Source organism: Bradyrhizobium sp. I1.14.4, assembly GCF_050435825.1.
Classification (GTDB): domain Bacteria; phylum Pseudomonadota; class Alphaproteobacteria; order Rhizobiales; family Xanthobacteraceae; genus Bradyrhizobium.
The window spans coordinates 178,825-197,576 of the sequence record NZ_JBNDLA010000004.1; the positions used below are offsets into that span (position 1 = coordinate 178,825).

At 65.0% G+C, this 18,752-nt stretch carries 18 protein-coding genes; 12 read left to right on the top strand and 6 right to left on the bottom strand.

Annotated elements, in window-relative coordinates:
• Window positions 1-4: 4 nt before the first annotated feature.
• The 6 genes from ABIB78_RS10645 (at window position 5) to ABIB78_RS10670 (ending at window position 7,222) form a co-directional block, all read left to right on the top strand.
• Window positions 5-1,078 (top strand): ABC transporter ATP-binding protein, encoded by a 1,074-nt coding sequence (locus ABIB78_RS10645; protein WP_429024197.1) that lies wholly within the window; start codon window positions 5-7, stop codon window positions 1,076-1,078.
• A complete protein-coding gene (locus ABIB78_RS10650; protein WP_429024198.1) occupies window positions 1,075-1,284 on the top strand; it encodes a hypothetical protein in 210 nt (69 codons plus the stop codon). Before ABIB78_RS10645 ends, ABIB78_RS10650 begins: the two co-directional genes overlap by 4 nt.
• A complete protein-coding gene (locus ABIB78_RS10655; protein ID WP_429024199.1) occupies window positions 1,281-2,693 on the top strand; it encodes an amidase in 1,413 nt (470 codons plus the stop codon). The genes ABIB78_RS10650 and ABIB78_RS10655 overlap by 4 nt, the downstream gene beginning before the upstream one ends.
• The gene (locus ABIB78_RS10660; protein WP_429024200.1) at window positions 2,690-3,667 is read left to right on the top strand and encodes an ABC transporter ATP-binding protein; all 978 of its coding nucleotides are present in this window, start codon (window positions 2,690-2,692) and stop codon (window positions 3,665-3,667) included. The genes ABIB78_RS10655 and ABIB78_RS10660 overlap by 4 nt, the downstream gene beginning before the upstream one ends.
• A gap of 484 nt (window positions 3,668-4,151) precedes the next feature.
• A complete protein-coding gene (locus tag ABIB78_RS10665; RefSeq protein ID WP_429024201.1) occupies window positions 4,152-5,903 on the top strand; it encodes a type I secretion system permease/ATPase in 1,752 nt (583 codons plus the stop codon).
• 8 nt (window positions 5,904-5,911) lie between these two features.
• Window positions 5,912-7,222, top strand: coding sequence for an HlyD family type I secretion periplasmic adaptor subunit (locus tag ABIB78_RS10670; protein WP_429024202.1), 1,311 nt, complete (start codon window positions 5,912-5,914; stop codon window positions 7,220-7,222).
• A 251-nt stretch (window positions 7,223-7,473) separates the two neighbouring features.
• Here ABIB78_RS10670 and ABIB78_RS10675 read toward each other — a convergent pair whose 3' ends face one another.
• On the bottom strand, window positions 7,474-7,956 hold the full coding sequence (locus tag ABIB78_RS10675; RefSeq protein ID WP_429024203.1) for a CinA family protein: 483 nt from the start codon (window positions 7,954-7,956) through the stop codon (window positions 7,474-7,476).
• Window positions 7,957-8,128: 172 nt separating this feature from the next.
• Here ABIB78_RS10675 and ABIB78_RS10680 point away from each other — a divergent pair, with 172 nt between their 5' ends.
• From ABIB78_RS10680 to ABIB78_RS10695, 4 genes are all read left to right on the top strand, one after another.
• On the top strand, window positions 8,129-9,205 hold the full coding sequence (locus ABIB78_RS10680) for an amidohydrolase family protein (protein ID WP_429024204.1): 1,077 nt from the start codon (window positions 8,129-8,131) through the stop codon (window positions 9,203-9,205).
• On the top strand, window positions 9,202-10,311 hold the full coding sequence (locus ABIB78_RS10685) for an amidohydrolase family protein (RefSeq protein WP_429024205.1): 1,110 nt from the start codon (window positions 9,202-9,204) through the stop codon (window positions 10,309-10,311). The genes ABIB78_RS10680 and ABIB78_RS10685 overlap by 4 nt, the downstream gene beginning before the upstream one ends.
• A gap of 53 nt (window positions 10,312-10,364) precedes the next feature.
• Window positions 10,365-10,778 (top strand): Rieske (2Fe-2S) protein, encoded by a 414-nt coding sequence (locus tag ABIB78_RS10690; protein WP_016846808.1) that lies wholly within the window; start codon window positions 10,365-10,367, stop codon window positions 10,776-10,778.
• Window positions 10,779-10,898: 120 nt separating this feature from the next.
• Window positions 10,899-11,405, top strand: coding sequence for a class I SAM-dependent methyltransferase (locus ABIB78_RS10695; RefSeq protein ID WP_429024206.1), 507 nt, complete (start codon window positions 10,899-10,901; stop codon window positions 11,403-11,405).
• A 38-nt stretch (window positions 11,406-11,443) separates the two neighbouring features.
• On the opposite strand, the gene tcuB is transcribed toward ABIB78_RS10695, so the two are convergent.
• From tcuB to ABIB78_RS10720, 5 genes are all read right to left on the bottom strand, one after another.
• Window positions 11,444-12,547: a tricarballylate utilization 4Fe-4S protein TcuB gene (tcuB, locus tag ABIB78_RS10700; RefSeq protein WP_429024207.1), complete on the bottom strand. Its 1,104-nt coding sequence runs from the start codon at window positions 12,545-12,547 to the stop codon at window positions 11,444-11,446.
• Between the two features lie 14 nt (window positions 12,548-12,561).
• On the bottom strand, window positions 12,562-13,596 hold the full coding sequence (locus ABIB78_RS10705; RefSeq protein ID WP_429024208.1) for an esterase: 1,035 nt from the start codon (window positions 13,594-13,596) through the stop codon (window positions 12,562-12,564).
• Window positions 13,597-13,772: 176 nt separating this feature from the next.
• Window positions 13,773-15,173 carry an FAD-dependent tricarballylate dehydrogenase TcuA gene (gene tcuA / locus ABIB78_RS10710; RefSeq protein WP_429024209.1) on the bottom strand — a complete coding sequence of 467 codons (1,401 nt, stop codon included), beginning with the start codon at window positions 15,171-15,173 and terminating at the stop codon, window positions 13,773-13,775.
• Between the two features lie 131 nt (window positions 15,174-15,304).
• Window positions 15,305-16,615: an MFS transporter gene (locus tag ABIB78_RS10715; RefSeq protein WP_429024210.1), complete on the bottom strand. Its 1,311-nt coding sequence runs from the start codon at window positions 16,613-16,615 to the stop codon at window positions 15,305-15,307.
• A gap of 175 nt (window positions 16,616-16,790) precedes the next feature.
• Complete coding sequence (locus ABIB78_RS10720) at window positions 16,791-17,684, bottom strand: transcriptional regulator GcvA (RefSeq protein WP_429024211.1); 894 nt, start codon at window positions 17,682-17,684, stop codon at window positions 16,791-16,793.
• A 118-nt stretch (window positions 17,685-17,802) separates the two neighbouring features.
• Here ABIB78_RS10720 and ABIB78_RS10725 point away from each other — a divergent pair, with 118 nt between their 5' ends.
• Window positions 17,803-18,006 carry a DUF1127 domain-containing protein gene (locus ABIB78_RS10725; protein ID WP_028339130.1) on the top strand — a complete coding sequence of 68 codons (204 nt, stop codon included), beginning with the start codon at window positions 17,803-17,805 and terminating at the stop codon, window positions 18,004-18,006.
• 69 nt (window positions 18,007-18,075) lie between these two features.
• Entirely contained in the window at window positions 18,076-18,699 is a 624-nt protein-coding gene (locus ABIB78_RS10730) for an N-acetyltransferase family protein (RefSeq protein WP_429024212.1), read from the top strand.
• Window positions 18,700-18,752 lie beyond the last annotated feature (53 nt).

Here is an 18,752-nt window from a genome sequence, read left to right on the forward strand (position 1 = left end):
TGCGATGACCGAAGCCAATCTCCCAGCCGACATGCTGGAGCCGGTCGCCGACATCGGCGGCGCCGCGCAGCCGCTGCTGCAGGTCACCGGACTGACCAAGCACTTCCCGGTGCGCGGCGGCCTGTTCAGCCCGCGCAAGACCGTGCGTGCCGTCGACGACGTTACGTTCGCGGTCATGAAGGGCGAGACCGTCGGCATTGTCGGCGAATCCGGCTGCGGCAAGTCGACCACGGCGCGGCTGTTGATGCACCTGATGGCGCGCGACGCCGGCGACATCATCTATGATGGAAGGCAGGTCGGCCCGTCGCTCTCGCTGCGCGATTTGCGGCGCGGCGTGCAGATGGTGTTCCAGGACAGCTACGCCTCGCTCAACCCGCGCCTCACCATCGAGGACTCGATCGCCTTTGGACCAAAGGTTCACGGCATGGCCGATGACACGGCGCGGACGCTGGCGCGCGAGCTGCTCGGCAAGGTCGGATTGCGGCCCGAGATTTTTGCCAATCGCTATCCGCACGAAGTGTCCGGCGGCCAGCGTCAGCGCGTCAATATTGCCCGCGCACTGGCACTGTCGCCGCGGCTCGTGATCCTCGACGAAGCGGTGTCCGCGCTCGACAAGTCGGTCGAGGCGCAGGTGCTCAATCTGCTCGCCGACCTGAAGCGCGAATTCGGCCTGACCTATCTGTTCATCAGCCACGATCTCAATGTCGTCCGCTACATCTCCGACCGCGTGCTGGTGATGTATCTGGGCGAGGTCGTCGAGCTCGGCCCGGTCGATGCGGTCTGGGACGCGCCCGCGCACCCCTATACCCGCGCGCTGCTGGCGGCGATGCCGTCATCCGATCCCGACAAGCGCACCGAGGTGCCGCCGATCTCGGGCGATCCGCCGAATCCGATCGATCCGCCGCCGGGCTGCCGGTTTCACACCCGTTGCCCGTTCGCGGAGCCGCTCTGCGCAAACGACACACCAAAGCTCAGCGATCTCGATACAATGGGCCATCAAGCGGCGTGCTACATGGCCATTCCTGGCTCGGGGCACAGCCGCGCGCCGGCAAAAGCAAAAGGAGAAAACGCGGCATGACCAGACCCACGCCTAAGGACGTCAAGGTGATTGCGCACCTCGCCGACGTGCCCGCTGACGACGAAGTCACCACCCGTATCGCCAATTCGATCGGGCCCGCATTCGACGGCTTCGCACCGATCTCCGGTACGCTGCCCTTCGATCTAGAACCCGCGAGCTTCCTGCTGGCGCAGATCGCGCAGAAGATTGAGAAGGTGTCGAAATGAGCACCGAACCGGCCCTGATGACGCTGACCGCGGTCGCCAAGGCGATTGCCGACAAGAAGGTCTCCTCGCGTGAGGTGACGCGCGCCGTGCTGCACCGGATCGCCGAGTGGCAGCCGCGCCTCAACGCCTATATGGCGATCGAATCCGAACAGGCGCTGGCCGCTGCCACTGAAGCCGATGCCGCGCTCGCCAAAGGCAACAGCCGGGGCGCACTGCACGGAGTGCCGTTGGCGCACAAGGACATGTATTACGACGCCGGCAAGGTCGTGACCTGCGGCTCGCTGATCCGCCGCGACTTCGTGCCGAAGACGACCGCGACGGCGTTGCAGCGGCTGAAGGATGCCGGACAGGTTCGGCTCGGCTCGCTGCAGATGGTCGAGTTCGCCTACGGGCCGACCGGCCACAACGCGCATTACGGCGCGGTGCGCAATCCCTGGAATGTCGAGCACATCACCGGCGGCTCATCGTCGGGCTCGGGCTCGGCGGTTGCCGCGCGGCTCACCTCTGCGGCGCTCGGCTCCGACACCGGCGGCTCGATCCGGATGCCGGCACATTTCTGCGGCGTCACCGGCCTGAAGACGACGGTCGGGCGCGTCAGCCGCGCCGGCGCGATGCCGCTGTCGCAGTCGCTCGATACCGTCGGTCCGCTGGCGCAGACCGCGGAGGATTGCGCGCTGCTGCTCGGCCTGATGGCCGGCGCCGACCCCGAGGATCTGACGGCCTCGGCGCAGCCGGTGCCGGACTACATGGCCGCGACCCAACAGTCGCTGAAGGGTCTGAAGATCGGCGTCCCAACGGCATTCTATGTCGACGACCTCGATCCCGAGGTGGCGCGCATCTTCGACGAGACGGTCGCGACCCTGAAGAAGGAGGGCGCCGAGATCGTCAAGGTCGAGCTGCCCGATCAGCGCCAGCTCTCTTCGGCGTCGCAACTGGTGCTCGCGGTCGAAGCCGCCGCCTTCCACAAGCGCTGGATGATCGAGCGGCCGCAGGATTACGGCGCGCAGGTCTTGATGCGGCTGCAGAACGGCCTGACTATTCCGGCGGTCACCTATCTCGAAGCGATGCGCTGGCGTGGCCCCGCGCTCGCCGCGCACAACGCGGCGGTCGGCGGCGTGGATGCTGTTATCGCGCCGTCGTCGCCGGTGCCGGCGCCGACGATTGCCGAGAGCGATGTCGGCAACGGTCCGGGCGCCGACGCGGTGCTGCAGCGCCTGACGCGATTCACCCGTCCGGTCAACTATCTCGGCCTGCCGTCGCTCTCGATTCCCTCCGGCTTCACCAAAGCGGGCTTGCCGGTCGGCATGCAGCTGATCGGCCGCTCCTTCGAGGAAGCCACATTGCTGCGGATCGGCGCTGCCTTCCAGCGCGCGACCGATTTCCACGCCAGGGTCCCCAAGCTCGCATGACCAACCTTGTCGAGATCAACAACCTCAACATCCGCTTCACCGGTGATCGCACGGTCCATGCCGTGAACGATCTCAGCCTGTCGCTCGGCGAGGGCGAGGTGTTGGGGCTGCTCGGCGAGTCCGGCTCGGGCAAGAGCGTGACGCTGCGCGCGTTGATGCGGCTATTGCCGAAGAAGCGCACGCAGATCTCCGGCAGCGTGAATGTGCTCGGCCGGGACGTGCTGGCGATGGACGACGAGGCGCTGTCCGCATTCCGCGGCCAGACGGTCTCGATGATCTTCCAGGAACCGGCGCTCGCGCTCGATCCGGTCTACACCATCGGCCGCCAGATCGCGGAGACGGTGATGCGCCACGAGGGCAAGAGCGAGCGCGACGCAACGGCGCGCGCGCTCGAGATGCTCGATGTGGTGCGGATCCCCTCCGCGAAGCGACGGCTGGAATCCTTTCCGCATGAGATGTCGGGCGGAATGCGCCAGCGCGCGATGATCGCGCTGGCGCTGGCCTGCAAGCCGAAGATACTGCTCGCGGACGAGCCGACCACGGCGCTCGATGCCACCGTCCAGATCCAGATCCTGCTTCTGCTGCGCGAGTTGCAGCGCGAGTTCGGCATGTCCGTCATCTTCGTCACCCACGACATTGGCGTTGCTATCGAGATCTGCGACCGCGTCGCGGTGATGTATGCCGGCCAGATCGTGGAGCAGGGCGCCCTGCGCGACATCGTGCGCACGCCGGTGCATCCCTATGCGAAGGGCCTTTTGGCCTCGACCATTCACGGCGCGATGCGCGGCCAGCGCCTCGAGACCATTCCGGGCACGCCGCCCTCGCTCGACCATGCGCCGGCCAGCTGTTCGTTTGCACCGCGCTGCAAGTTCGCCGAGCCGCGCTGCAGTGAGAGCCTGCCGCCGAGCGTGCAGGTCGCTCCCGGCCATTTGGCACGCTGCGTCCTGGCAGAGCCGGCCGCAGCCACGGTTTAGTGAGCGCTGGGAACCGCGCATGCCGCGCTGCGCGCGCCCGCGTCGCGCGAACGACACCCGGGTTTTTACGGAACGCTGAGCTGCAGATCGCATTTCCCGCTGCGCCATCCGCGGGCCAATCAGGTCCGCACCGATGCCGACCCAAAATCCGAACCTCGCGGTCCAGTTGTACCGTTCGCGCCGAGGCGCGCTGGCGCCCGGAGGCCGGGCTTGGCGTCGGCAGCGGGGTGTTGCTCGATGTGGATGGCGGGATCGGCCGGGCCTCGATATCGGTCATTCTCGTGCCCTTTCCGAGAGGCGCGCCCGCTTCGGGCAAGGGTTCCGCGGCCGGTTAACCCTAATTATTCCCTCAACTGTCTGTGCGATCACAAAAATGGGTCGCGAACCATGCTTTGGTTGACGCGACTTAAAATGGACGATGGTCGCAAACGTCTGTACAACGTGGCGATCACGTAGCTCTTTTGTTTTGCAGAGATCAGTTTTCATGGCAGCCGCGCCCGCTGTCCGGCGTTCCGAACTGGCTGAGGCGCTGCGCGCATGCCGCAGTGCCTTCATCGGCGTCGGCTTCATCAGTTGCATGATCAACCTGCTGTATCTGACAGGTTCGATGTTCATGCTGCAGGTCTACGACCGCGTGCTGCCGAGCCGCAGCGTTCCGACCCTGGTCGGCCTCGTGGTCATCGCCGCGGTCCTTTATATGGCCCAGGGCGTGCTCGATCTCCTGCGTGGACGGATCCTCGGCCGCGTCGGCACCTCGCTCGATGAAGCGCTCAATGCGCGGGTGTTCGACACCGTCGTGCGGCTGCCGCTGATGGCCGGCAATCGTAGCGAGGGGCTGCAACCGCTGCGCGATCTCGACAATGTGCGTTCCTTCCTCGGCAGCATGGGCCCCGGTGCGTTCTTCGACCTGCCCTGGCTGCCGTTCTACATGCTGATCTGCTTCGCGTTCCATTGGCTGCTCGGCGTCACGGCGCTGGTCGGCGCCATCATTCTGGTGACGTTGACGCTGATCACCGAATACATGTCGCGCACGCCGGCCAAGGAAGCGATGTCGCTCGCGGCGCGGCGCAACGATCTCGCCGCCTCCAGCCGCCGCAACGCCGAGGTTCTGGTGGCGATGGGCATGGCCGGGCGGATGAACAAGCGTTGGAACGAAGCCAACGAGGAGTATCTGACCGGCAACCAGCGTGCGAGCGACGTCACCGGCGGGCTCGGCGCGGTCGCCAAGGTGCTGCGCATGATGCTGCAGTCCGCGGTGCTCGCGGTCGGCGCCTATCTCGTGATCCACCAGGAGGCCACCGGCGGCATCATCATCGCGGGCTCGATCCTGAGCGCGCGGGCACTGGCGCCGGTCGATCTCGCAATCGCGCATTGGAAGGGCTTCGTCGCCGCACGGCAGAGCTGGCAACGCCTCAACCGCCTGCTGCAGCAGATTCCGGCGCGGCCTGAGCAGACGCTGCTGCAGGCGCCGGAGAAGAAGCTCTCGGTCGAGGCGGTGACCATGGTCGCGCCCGGCGACCAGCGCGCCATCGTGCAGGATGTCACCTTCACTGTCGAAGCCGGCAGCGGCGTCGGCGTGATCGGCCCGAGCGGCTCCGGCAAGTCGTCGCTGATCCGGGCGCTGGTCGGCGTCTGGGTGCCGGCGCGCGGCAAGGTGCGGCTCGACGGTGCCGCGCTCGATCAGTGGTCGTCGGACGAGCTCGGCCGCCATGTCGGCTATCTGCCGCAGGACGTCGAGCTGTTCGCCGGCACGGTCGCGCAGAACATCTGCCGGTTCGATCCTGACGCGAAATCCGATGGCATCATCGCGGCGGCCAAGGAGGCCGGCGTGCATGAGATGATCATCAAGATGCGCGAGGGCTACGACACCCAGGTCGGCGAGCAGGGCACCGCGTTGTCCGCCGGCCAGGCGCAGCGCGTCGCGCTCGCGCGTGCGCTGTACGGCAATCCGTTCCTGATCGTGCTGGATGAGCCGAACTCCAATCTCGACAGCGAAGGCGACGAGGCATTGACCCGCGCGGTGCGCGGCGCCCGCGAGCGCGGCGCTGTTGTCATCGTGGTCGCGCACCGGCCGATCGGCATCGAGGGCGTCGACCAGCTGCTGGTGCTGAAGGACGGCCGCATGCAGACGTTCGGGCCGAAGGAGGCCGTGCTCGCGCAGGTGCTGCAGCGCGTGGCGCCACCGGTGCCGACGCCGATCAAGATCGTCGCCGACGCGGGGGTGGCCAAGTCATGAGCGACCGCATGACCGATCAACCGCGTAACGCACATGCTTCGATCAGAAAGCACCTCGTGGTCGGCCTCGTCGTGGTTCTGGTTCTGGGCGGCGGCGTCGGCGGCTGGGCCGCCACGGTGCCGATCTCGGGCGCGCTGATCGCGCCCGGCTCGGTGGTGGTCGATACCAACGTCAAGAAGGTGCAGCATCCGACCGGCGGCGTTGTCGGTGAAATCCTGGCGCGAGACGGCGATACGGTCAAGGCGGGCGACGTCGTCGTGCGCCTCGACGAGACCGTCGTGAAGGCAAGCCTTGCGATCGTGGTCAAGACGCTGAACGGCCTCTATGCGCGCACAGCCCGGCTCCAGGCCGAGCAGCAGGGCCTCAACAAGATCGTGTTTCCGCCGCAGCTCACCGATCAGGCCAAGGATCCCGACGTCCGCGACATCATGGCGAGCGAAACCAAGCTGTTCGAGGTCCGCGTCAACGGCCGCGCCGGCCAGAAGGCGCAGCTGCGCGAACGCGTCACCCAGCTCAACGAGGAAATCTCCGGCCTGCAGGCGCAGGAAATCGCCAAGGACAAGGAGATCGCGCTGGTGCAGCAGGAGCTGGTCGGCGTTCGCCAGCTCTATGAGCAGCATCTGGTGCAGCTCACCCGGCTGACCACGCTGGAGCGCGACGCGGCACGGCTCTCCGGCGAGCGTGCGCAGTACATTGCTTCGCGCGCCCAAGCCAAGGGCAAGATCACCGAGACCGAGCTGCAGGTCATCCAGGTCGACAAGGACATGCTCTCGGAGGTCTCGAAGGACTTGCGCGAGGCCAATGACAAGATCGGCGAGTTCGTCGAGCGCAAGGTCACCGCCGAAGACCAGCTCCGTCGCATCGACATCCGCGCGCCGCAGGACGGCGTCGTGCTGCAATCGACCGTGCACACGGTCGGCGGCGTCGTCACCGCGGGCGATGCCATCATGATGATTGTGCCGAGGGCCGATGACCTGTCGGTGGAGGCCAAGGTCAATCCACAGGACATCGACAAGCTGCAGGTCGGACAGAAGACCGTGCTGCGGCTCTCGGCCTTCAATCAGCGCACTACGCCGGAGCTGAACGGCGTCGTCACCCGCGTCTCCGCCGACGTCAACACCGACCAGCGCACCGGGCAGAGCTACTACACGATCCGCGTCTCGATGCCGGCGAAAGAAGTCGCGCGCCTCGGCGGCGAGGTGAAGATCATCCCGGGCATGCCGGTGGAGGCCTTCGTCCAGACCGGCGACCGCACCATGCTGTCGTATCTGATGAAGCCGATGAGCGATCAGTTCATGCGCTCGTTCCGCGAGAAGTAAGGTCTCGCGACATCTTCGTAGCCCGGATGTAGCGCAGTGAAATCCGGGAACGGTAGTGCGACAGATGCAGCTGCTCCGGATTTCGCTTCGCTCCATCCGGGCTTGGTGGTCTTTGTCTAGGAAAACTCCTTCCCCAAGTCGTCCCTGCGAAAGCAGGGACCCATAAACACTGGATCGCGTTGTTGGAGCACGCTGCGGCTCCAGCTGTGGGTCCGGGCTCGCGCTTCGCTTGGCCGGGACGACACCGTTGGCTATTGCGACAGATTCTTCAGCAACAGCTCCAGCGCCGCCTTGGCGAACGCCTGCATGTTCGCCTGCCGGTCGCCGCTGGCGGTTTCCAGGGTGATCACCTGCTGCTGCGGGCCGGCGACCGCCATGCAGCTATGGCCGGCGGCATCGCCGTAGCGGTTGCCGGTCGGGCCTGCGGCGCCGGTCTCCGACAATCCCCAGTCGGTCGCGAGGCGTTCGCGGATCCGGCGCGCCAGCAGTTGCGCGTAGGGCTCCGACGCCGAACGGATGCCGCGCATGGCGTCGTCGGGAATGTCCATCAGCTCACGCCGCGCGTCGCGGGTGTAGATCACGCCGCCGCCGAGGAAATAGGCCGACGCGCCGGGAACCGCGAGCAGGGATGCCGAGATCAATCCGCCGGTGGATGATTCCGCGACCGCAATGGTCTGCTTGTTCGCGATCAGTCTTGCGGCGACCTGTTCAGCGATGGGTGTGAGTGCGTTCATCGGCGCTCTTTCTCGTTGCTTGCCATGAAATTCCCGTGGGGCGTTCTGCCTTCCTAGCACACCACATCGGCCTCTGCCGAGTTGCGGACCGCAACTTGGCCTGCTTGAATGCCTGACAAGAACCAAGCGGCGCCCGACAAATTGTCGTGAGAGCGTGCGCGGAGGAAACATCATGACGTCGCCGATCGCGGGCGGCGTGGATTGCGATCTGCATCCCGCCGTGCCTTACCTCACCAGCCTGCTGCCGTACATGAACGATTACTGGCTCGACCAGGTGACGACGCGCGGCATGACCGATCTGATCTCGCAGTCCTATCCCGCCAATTCGCCGATCTCGTCGCGGCCGGACTGGCGCCCCGCGCAGGGCAAGCCGGGCTCGAGCCTGGCCGACATGCAGCACCAGGCGCTGGACAGGTTCGGCGCGGCATATGGCATCTGCAATCCGCTCTACGGCGTGCAGATGGTGTTTTCCGAAGACATGGCCGATGCCTTCTGCCGCGCGCTCAACGACTGGCTGGTCAAGGAATGGCTCGACAAGGACGATCGGCTGCGCGGCTCGATCGTGATCCCCGTGCAGAGCATCGAGAAGGCGGTCGCCGAAATCGAACGCTGTGCGCAGGACAAGCGCTTCGTGCAGGTGCTGATGCTCGTGATGGGCGACATGCCGCTCGGCAAGCGTCACTACTGGCCGATCTACGCCGCGGCCGAACGGCTCGGCCTGCCGATCGGCATCCATGCCGGCAGCGCCTATCACAACCCGCCGACCTCGGTCGGCTGGGGCTCCTACCACATCGAGGATTATGTCGCGCAGGCGCAGGCATTCCAGACCCAGGTCACCAGCCTGATCGTCGAGGGCGTGTTCGCGCGTCATCCGAACCTGAAAATGGTGATGCTGGAGTCCGGTTTTACCTGGCTGCCGCCATTCCTGTGGCGGCTGCACAAGTTCTGGCGCGGGGTGCGCATGGAGACGCCGTGGGTCGACCGTGCACCGCTGGAGATTGTGCGCAGCAACATCCGCTTCTCGCTGCAGCCGGTGGACGCGCCGCCGGAAGGGGACACGCTGAACCGGCTGTTCGACCATATGCAGTCGGACGAATTGATCCTATTCTCGAGCGACTACCCGCATTGGCAGTTCGACGGTGACGAGGTGCTGCCAAAGGGGTTGTCGCAGGATCTGGTCCGCAAGATCATGATCGACAATCCGCATGCGACCTATCCGCGCCTCAAGGTGAAGGAGACGACGCGATGAACATCCAGGTTCGTGAACGCCCGGAAGCGGCATCGTCAACCAGCATCAAGACCGTGATCGCCGATTGCGACATCCATCCGGCACGCGCCACCAGGGACGAGTTGTATCCTTATCTGGCCAAGCGCTGGCACAGCCATCTCGAAACCTTCGGCGTCCATCCCTATCAGGGCATGATGGAAGGCCCGCCCTATCCGAAGGCGCAGCCCAATGCCTCGCGCCGCGATGCCTATCCGCCGGAAGGCGGGCCGCAGGGCTCGTCGCTGTCCTTCATGCAGAAGCAGCATCTTGATCCCAACAATGTCGCGCTCGGCGTGCTCAACCCGCTCAATACCGGGCAGGGCATCCGCAACCAGGATCTCGCCGGCGCGATCTGCTCGGCGATCAACGACTGGCAGATCGAGAAATGGACCAGCAAGGACTCGCGGCTGAAGGGCTCGGTCGTCGTCGCCAATGAGGACGGCGTATCGGCCGCCGCAGAAATACGCAAGCGGGCAGGGGACAAGAATTTCGTCCAGGTGCTGCTGCTGAGCCGCAACGTCGAGCCGCTCGGGCAGCGCCGCTACTGGCCGATCTACGAGGCGGCGCAGGAGGCCGGGCTTCCGATCGGCGTGCACGCGTTCGGCTTCGGCGGCAACCCGATCACCGCGTCGGGCTGGCCGAGCTATTACATCGAGGAGATGGTCGGACATTCGCAGTGCCAGCAGACTGCGCTGGCAAGCCTGGTGCTCGAGGGCGTGTTCGAGCGCTTCCCGAAACTGAAGATGGTGATGGTCGAGGCCGGGTTCGGCTGGGCGCCGTCGCTGGCATGGCGGCTCGACAAGGTGTTTGCGCGACTTCACGCCGAGGTGCCGCATCTGAAGCGCAAGCCGTCGGAGTATATCCGCGACCACATCTGGTGGACGACGCAGCCGATGGAGGACCCGGAGAGCCGCGACCACCTGTTGCAGACCATCGAATGGATCGGCTGGGACAGACTGTTGTTCGCGACCGACTACCCGCACTGGGATTACGACGAACCGTCGCGCGTGCTGCCGGCCGGCGTCAGCGACGCCAACCGCCAGGCGTTCTATCTCGACAACGCGAAGCAGCTTTACGGTATCGCATGATCCGGAAAAGTGGGAACCGGTTTTCCGAATCAGATCATGCGTGAGAACAACTGATGGCAAGGCATGTAATCGCCCCGGTGGATGAGCTGCCGCCGGGGTCACGAAAATTCCTCGAGATCGACGGACGGCCGATCGCCGTCTTCAACGTCAAGGGCGAGTTCTTCGGCCTGCTGAACCGCTGCCCGCATCAGGGCGCGGCGCTGTGCGAGGGGCCGCTGATCGGGCTCGCGTCGTCGTCGGACCCTGGCGAGATCGAATACACGAAGCTCGGCGAAATCCTGCGCTGCCCCTGGCACGGCTGGGAGTTCGATATCCGCACCGGCCAGTCCTATTGCGACCCGCGCCGCTTTCGCGTGCGGGCCTATCCGGTCAGCGTCGAGCCGGGTACCAACGTGGTGAAGGGACCATATGTCGCCGAGACCATCAAGGTCGCGGTGGAGAGCGACTACGTGGTGGTGGATCTGTAGCCGCGATCGTCCCGGAATCCAGTTCACCGGAGATCGCACTCCGTGAGCCTCATGCGAAGCATTTTCCTGCGCGCGTTTGGCCGCCCTCGAGGCCTCCTCGGGAGGCTGGGCGGCGTGATCATGGCGCGTGCCAATGCCGACTGTGGCGCGTGGGTGACGGGTCTTCTTGAAGTCGAACCGGACGACAGTGTGCTGGAAGTGGGGTTCGGCCCCGGAGTCGTCATTCAACGCCTGTCGAAATTGATGCCGGCGGGGCGCGTCGCTGGCATTGATGTGTCACAGGAGATGGTTGAGCAAGCTCGTGCTCGGAACAAAGCCGCGATCCGGGACGGTCATACCGAGTTGCGGCTCGGCTCGGTGGAGCGCCTGCCGTTCGATGAAGACAGCTTTGACAAGGCGCTGGCGATCAACTCGATGCAGGTTTGGCCGGATGCCGTCGCCGGACTACGCGAGATACGGCGCGTGATCAAACCGAGCGGCAGGATCGCACTTGGTTTTACGCCCTATTCCGGACAGGCCAAGGAAGGGGTGGTGGAAAAGCTGGTAGCCGCTGGCTTCACGAACGCCCGCCTCGTGGAGGCCGATGAGTGGTTTTGCGCCCTGGCGGCAAAGCCCGGCGCAGGATGAGCTTGTCGGGCGATTCGATGCAGCTAACCCACCCGTGTTCATTCCGCCATCATCTGCCGTTCCCGCGCGTAGCGCACCAGCGCGACGAAGCGGTAGATGCCGTGCACGAATTTTCCGTAGGGCATGGTGATGAACAGCGCGAACACCACGCCGAGATGCAGCGCCAGCAGCGGTCCCATCGCGGCGGTCTCGCGCCACAGCAGCAAGGCAAGGCCGGTGACGCTGGTCAGGAACAGCATCAGGATGAACGCGGTGTCCATGCCCATCTGCTGCTCGTCGACCAGCACGCGGTCGCGCTTCCATTTCTCAGATAGGAGCCCGATTGGGCCGACCACGAGCCCGACCCCGCCGAGCGTGCCGAGCGCCACGGGCAGGTCCCACCACGCATAGGGCGCCTCGCGTGCCAGCAGGTAATGGTACAGCGTGCCGACGCAGGTCGCGGCGAAGCACAGCGCGAAACCGTACAAGGTGAAGTGGTGGTACAGCTTGCGGCGGTCGGTCGGGTGGTCGTCCTCGTTAAAGCAGCCGACACCGCCGCCGTCGAGATAGCGCAAGTTCCCGGCGTCGCGGACCGCTTGCAGCAGCGATTTCGCGTCCGTCGTCATGCCGACCGGCTCGCCGATCGCGCGCCAGAACGCGCGCACGCCCATCGCCAGCGCCACGATGGCGTAGAGCAGGGCGGCGCTGAACAGCAGGGCCATCGCATTGTGCGGCATCAACTTGTAGAACGCGCCGGGGCCGGTGTGGATGCCGGTGAGCACGCCGCGGTCGTTGATTGCGGCGAAGCCGAAGATGAAGGCGGCGACGCTCAGCGCGGCGATCAGGCTGATGACGAGGCCGTTGCGCGCAAACGCGCCGGCAAACGCGCGCGGCCAGGCATAGGCGGCATAGGATTCGGCGCGCGCGACCGCGAGCGTCTTCGGCACATTGACGTTGAACTCGTGCGGCGGCGAGAACTGGCAGTCGGTGTAGCAGGCGCCGCAGGCGTGGCACAGATTGGCGAGATAGTTGAGGTCACCGTCGGAGAAGGCGCGGCGCATCTCCATCGCGGGAAACACCGCGCACAGGCCCTCGCAATAGCGGCAGGAATTGCACACCGTCATCAGACGGTCGGCTTCCTGCAAGATCCTCGTCCGGTGCATCGCGTGTTGGTTTCCTATTTCTTGGTCAGTCCCTTGCCTTCCAGCCATGTCTGGATCAGGCCGGCGACCTCGGCGTTGTTCTTGTCCATCATCATCATGTGCGAATTGCCATTGATGCCGGCCTTGGGCAGGTCGACCACATCGACGCTGCCGCCGGCGGCACGGATGGCGTCGGCGAAGGCGCCGCCGGTGGCGCGGATCTTCGGCCATCGCGAATCGCGTTCGATGTAATCGCCATAGATCATCAGCGTCGGGATGTTCTTCAGCGCGTCGACCTTGGCCGGATCGCCCATGCCGGCCGGCTCGATCGCGATCAGCGCCTTGACCTTGTCGGGCCGCGCCTGCGCGACCTTGAAGCCGAATGTGCCGGCCTGGCTGTGGAACAGGATGATGCAGGGGCCGACGCGATCGATCTCGGCGATGTAGGCCGCGATCGTCGCGTCATCGTTGGTGGTCCAGCGCGGCACGTTCTGCTTGACGAAGTTCTCGTAGCCTTCGTTCGGGAACTGGCTGCCGGGCATGAGCTTGCGTTTCGCCGGATCTGGATCGTAGGAGCCCGGCCCATCGCCGATGCGAAAGCGCTCGAACGGATTGGCGGTCGTCAGGAACACCGGCTCGCCCTTGAAGATGTCGGGGTATTGCGCCCAGCCGGCGCGGCCGCGCTCGACGGCGTCCGAATTGTAGACGCTCCAGCCCTTGCGCAGGAAATAGTTCAGCCAGCCCTCGCGGCCGTCAGGCGTCGTCTCATAGGTGACGCCGGTCAGGCCGCCGCCATGCCACAGCAGCAGCGGATAGGCGCCCTTTTCGCTCGAGGGCAGGAAGTACTGCACGTACATCTGCTCGACCTGGTAGGTGCCGTTCGGATCGACTTTCGCGGGTACACCGCCGGGCGTGAAGGTGACGTCCTTGACCGGCTTGCCCGTGATCTCGACGAGGCGGCCGCCGACATGGAACGAACCCATGTCGCGCAGCGCGATCGGCTCGGCGGCGTGGCTCGCGGCCGATGCCGTCAGGAGCGTCACGGCGGCGATGATTGCAAGGCGTGGCATCGCTTCTCCTGTCTTTCTTCTCTCTCCCCGCTCTTAGCGGCGAGACGGTGGGGTGAGGGGCTGTCCCGAAGAATTCGAAAGACGAGTGTATGCGGAGACTCCCCCTCACCCGGATCGCATCTTCGATGCGATCCGACCTCTCCCCGCAAGCGGGGCGAGGTGAACAAGCTGCGGTGTCAGTTCCGCGCATTCTTCGCCGCTTCCCGTCCGGCGACGCGGCCGAACACGCTGCCGATGGTCATGCCGATGCCGGCGGCGTAGCCCTTGCCGAGCACGTTGCCGGCCATGATCTCGCCGGCCGCGAACATGTTGGCGGACCGCTTGCCGTCCTTCATCAGCATCCGCGACTGCTTGTTCACACGGGTGCCGAGATAAGTGAAGGTGATGCCGGGCCGCACCGGATAGGCGAGATAGGGCGGCGTCTCGATCCTGCGCGCCCAATGCGTCTTTGCCGGCGTGATGCCTTCGGTGCGGCAGTCGTCGAGGATGGTGTGGTCGAAGGTGCCCGGCTGCACCGCGGCGTTGAACTCGGTGATGGTCTGTTCCAGCGCAGCCGCGTCGAGCTCGAGCTTGCCGGCGAGCTCGGCGATCGTCGCGCCTGCAATCGGCGGAAACAGCGTCGGCATGAAGCTCGTCACGACGGTCGAATCGAAGATGATGTAGGCGATCTGGTCCGGTTGCGCGGCGACCAGGCGGCCCCAGATCGCGTAGCGCTTCGGCCAGATGTCCTCACCCTCGTCGTAGAACCGCTCGGCGTGCTTGTTGACGACGATGCCGAACACGACAGAGTCGTGGCGGGTGATGATGCCGCCGTCAAATTTCGGCGCGCGCGCGTCGATCGCCACCGCATGGCATTGCGTGGGATCGCCGATCTCCTGCACGCCCTTGGCGAGCAGCATCTTCAGGATCGCGCCGCGATTGTAGGGCGTGCCGCGGATCAGGAAATTGTCGGCGGCCTCGCCCCAATATTGCTTCAGCCATTCGATGTTGGCCTCGAAGCCGCCGGCGGCCGCGACCAGCGTCGAGGCGCGCACTTCGGTCTTGCCGCCGACCGGCTGCTTCAGCTGGGCCGAGAGGAACATGCCGTCCTCGATCTTGAGATCGATGACCTCGGCATCGTACAGGACGTCGACGCCGAGCTCCTCGGCCGTGCGATAGAGCGCGTTCAACATCGCGCGGCCGCCGCCGAGGAAGAACGAGTTGGTGCGGCCAAGGCTTAGCGTGCCGCCGAGCGAGGGCTGCCAGCGCACGCCCTGTTCGACGATCCAGTTCAGGATGTCCTTGGATTCGTGGATCATGAAGCGTGCCAGTTCCTCGTCGGTCTGGCCGCCGGTCACCAGCAGCAAATCCTTCCAAAACTCCTCCTCGGTGTAGGGACCGGTGAGGATTTCAGTCGCGGCGTCATGGGCGCAGCGCATGTTGCGGGTGTGGCGGGTGTTGCCGCCGCGGTAGAATCTAGGGGCGCCTTCCAGCACCAGCACGGAGGCGCCGGCGCGCCGTGCGCTGATCGCCGCGCAGAGCGCGGCGTTGCCACCGCCGATCACCAGCACGTCGAACCTGCGCGTCAGATCAACCATGCGCTCTTGTTATCGTTGTTGGCATGGAAAGCAACAGGGGCGGGCGAATGAGCATGATCCGGAAAAGTGTGTAGCGGTTTTCCGAAAGATCATGCTCAAATAAAGAGTCTGCCCCAATTGCATGCGGATGATCAGGCTGCGACCGGCTCGCGCTGCTTGATGGTCTGGCCGTCACGATAGACGATCAGCGCGGCGACGATGCCGAGCACGGCCGCGCACATCAGCCAGTAGCCGGGCGAAGCCTTGTCCCCGGTGTGCTGGATCAGCCATGTCGAGGCGAATGGCGTGAAAGTGCCGAACAGCCCCGCCGCCAATGCAAAGGCGAGCGAGAAGCAGGTGGTGCGGACGTGCGCCGGCACGATCTCGACCAGAGAGCCCAGCATGGTGCCGCTGTAGACGCCGAAATAGAACGAGAACATCATCTCGACGGCCAGCATCTTGCCGAAGCTCGGGTTGGCGACCAGCCAGTGCAGCGCCGGATAGGCCGTCACGAGGGACAGGCAGGCGATTGCAAGCAGCACCGGCTTGCGGCCGAGCCGGTCGGACACCGCGCCGCCGACCGGATTCCAGATGAAGTTGGTCACCGCGACCAGCAGCGTCACCAGCAGCGCATCCTGGCTCGAAAGCTTCAGCACGGTCTTGCCGAAGGTCGGTGTGTAGACCGTCACGAAATAGAAAGTCGTGGTGGTCAGCACTGCGATCATCATGCCGAGAATGACGATGCGCCAATTGGCGAGCGCCGAGGCAAACACCTCGCGCGCGGTCGGATGCTTCTTCATCGCCAGGAACGCCGGGGTTTCTTCCAGCGTCCGGCGCAGGAAGAAGATCACCGGAATGATCAGGCAGCCGACGAAGAACGGAATGCGCCAGCCCCAGTCCGCGACGGTCGCGGCCGGCATGCTCTCGCTCAGGATGAAGCCGAGGATCGAGGCGACGAAGATCGCCACCTGCTGGCTCGCCGACTGGAACGAGGTGTAGAAGCCGCGATTGCCGGGCGTGGCGATCTCCGCGAGATAGACCGAGACGCCGCCGAGTTCGACACCGGCGGAGAAGCCCTGCAGCAGGCGCGCGATCAGCACGATGACCGGCGCCGCGATGCCGATCGTTGCATAGCTCGGGCAGAGCGCGATCACCACCGTGCCGATGGCCATGATCGACAGGGTCACGATAAGACCCTTGCGACGGCCGATCTTGTCGATGTAGGCGCCGAGCACGATCGCGCCGACCGGGCGCATCAGCGCGCCGAGCCAGAACACGCCGAAGGCGTTGAGCAGTGCCGCGGTCTCGTTCTCGGAGGGGAAGAAGGCTTTCGCAATCGCCTGCGCATAGAAGCCGAACAGGAAGAAGTCGAATTGCTCGAGGAAATTGCCGCTGGTCGCGCGCAGGATGGCGCCGAGACGTGACTTGATTTGCGGGACTTGCGATGAACTCGACTGCGACATAACGCCCTTTCCTCCCCGTGACAAAACGGCCGGCGCAAATTGTCTCGCCGGCCAAGGCAGTTAACTGCCATATGCGGCAATTTGGCACGGCTGTCCGGCGCGACCAACCCGAAATCGCGCCGCCGCTATCGGAAAAAAGCCGTGGGTGGATTCCGCTTGCGCCGAGTACGCCGCATCACGTATGCGCCGTGGCGCCGAGCCAGGACCGGAATGCCGAGAGCTTCGGTGAATCGGCGCGTCCCTGCGGCGAGACCAGATAAAAGCCGGCGTCGGCCGGCAGCGCGATCTTGAAGGGAACCACGAGGCGGCCCTTGGCGATGTCGTCCTGCACATAGGAGGTGCGGCCCATCGCAATGCCGATGCCGTCGATCGCGGCCTGGATCGTCACGAACAGCAGGTCGAAGGTCGCGCCGGGCTGCTTGGAGATGTCGGTCGGCAGTCCCGCCGCGGTCAGCCACAGCCGCCAGTCGTCGCTGTTGGCATTGCTGGTATGCAGCAATACGTGATCCCGGAGGTCTTCAGGGCATTTGAGCGGCTTGGTTCCTTGCAGAAGCGACGGGCTGCACACCGGAAACAGCTCATCCGCCATCAGCCAGTCCGCGCGCAGGCCGGCCCATTGGCCCCGGCCATAGCGGATCGCCGCGTCCACCTTGTCGCGCTGGAAGTCGACCAGGCTGGTCGAGGTGGTGATGCGGACGTCGATACCGGAATGGGCCTCCTGGAATGCCGACAGCCGCGGCAGCAGCCATTTGGCGGCGAGCGATGCCAGGGTCGAGACGGTCAGCACGTGATCGTCGTCCCGGCGCAGCAGGCGGTCGGTCGCAAGCCGCAGGTCGTTGAACGCGGCGCGGACGCCGGGGAGGTATTCGGCAGCCTCCGGCGTCAGGCTCAGCGAGCGGTTCTGGCGGATGAACAGGCGGACGCCGAGTTCTTCCTCCAGCCGCCGGATCTGATGGCTGATCGCGGTCTGCGTCACGTTCAATTCGGATGCCGCCAGAGTGAAGCTCATGTGCCGCGCGGCGGCCTCGAACGCCCTGAGGCCATTCAACGAAGGCAGGCGGCTGGTCATCCCTGGATAGACTCCAAATACATGACTTTAATTCATCCGAAACGGTACAAAGTGTCGTTTGTGAACAGGCCGAATGGCTCCGATATTGGCGATAACAGGTTACCGACAGGAGTCGCAAATGTCCATTTTCACCCATGAATCGATGACAAATCATCATACGCCTGGGTTGCTGAACCAGGTCGGCGAAACGCTGCATGTCTGGTGGGAGCGCTACGAGCGCCGCCGCGAGCTCTCGCAGTGGACCGAGCGCGATCTGCACGACATCGGCATGTCCCGCAGCGACATCGTTTTCGAGACCGAGAAGCCGTTCTGGCGGGCCTAAAGAGGACGTCACCGTTGGCGTCGCCTCAATGGAGGGGCGCCGGCCAATTTTTCACCCGAGGAGCGGGTCATGACTGCGCTGCATCTCGACAATCTCAAGCAATATTCCGATGTGCTGCGCGCCAGGAACGGCAGTGAGATCAGGGTGCGCTTCGTCGAGCCGCGCGACCGCGAAGAGCTGCAGAGCTACATCCGCTCGCTCTCCGCGGGGTCCCGTTACAGTCGATTCCTGGGCGCGTTGAGCGAGCTGCCGAAGACGGAGCTCGAGCGTTTCATCCATGTCGGCGAGGCTGACCGGTTCACGGTGGTCGCGACGATGCTGGTCGATGGTTTTGAGACCATCGTCGGCGAAGCCCGCTACGCCTTCCATGCCGATACGTCGAGCGTCGAGTTCGGCCTGTCGATCGATGACCGGTGGCAGGGCCACGGCATTGGCAAGGCACTGCTGAAGAATCTCGAATGTCGCGCGGCGTCCTTCGGAGCCGAGCGCATCTTCGGCGATACCTTGCGGTCCAATGCGACCATGATCGGTCTCGCCCGCAAGTCTGGCTATGCTTTCACTGCAAGCCCCGGCGACTGGAAGCTGGTGCGCTTTGCGAAGGAGATCCATGTCGAACCGCAAGACATTCCCTGTGCCAGCTGGCGGCTTGCCGCCACTTCCCGCTTGGCCGCGATGTCCTCGCTTGCGGTTTGACTGACTAGGCCCGGTTCTGGCCCCTCCAGAACCGGGCCCTTTTCGTTAACCCG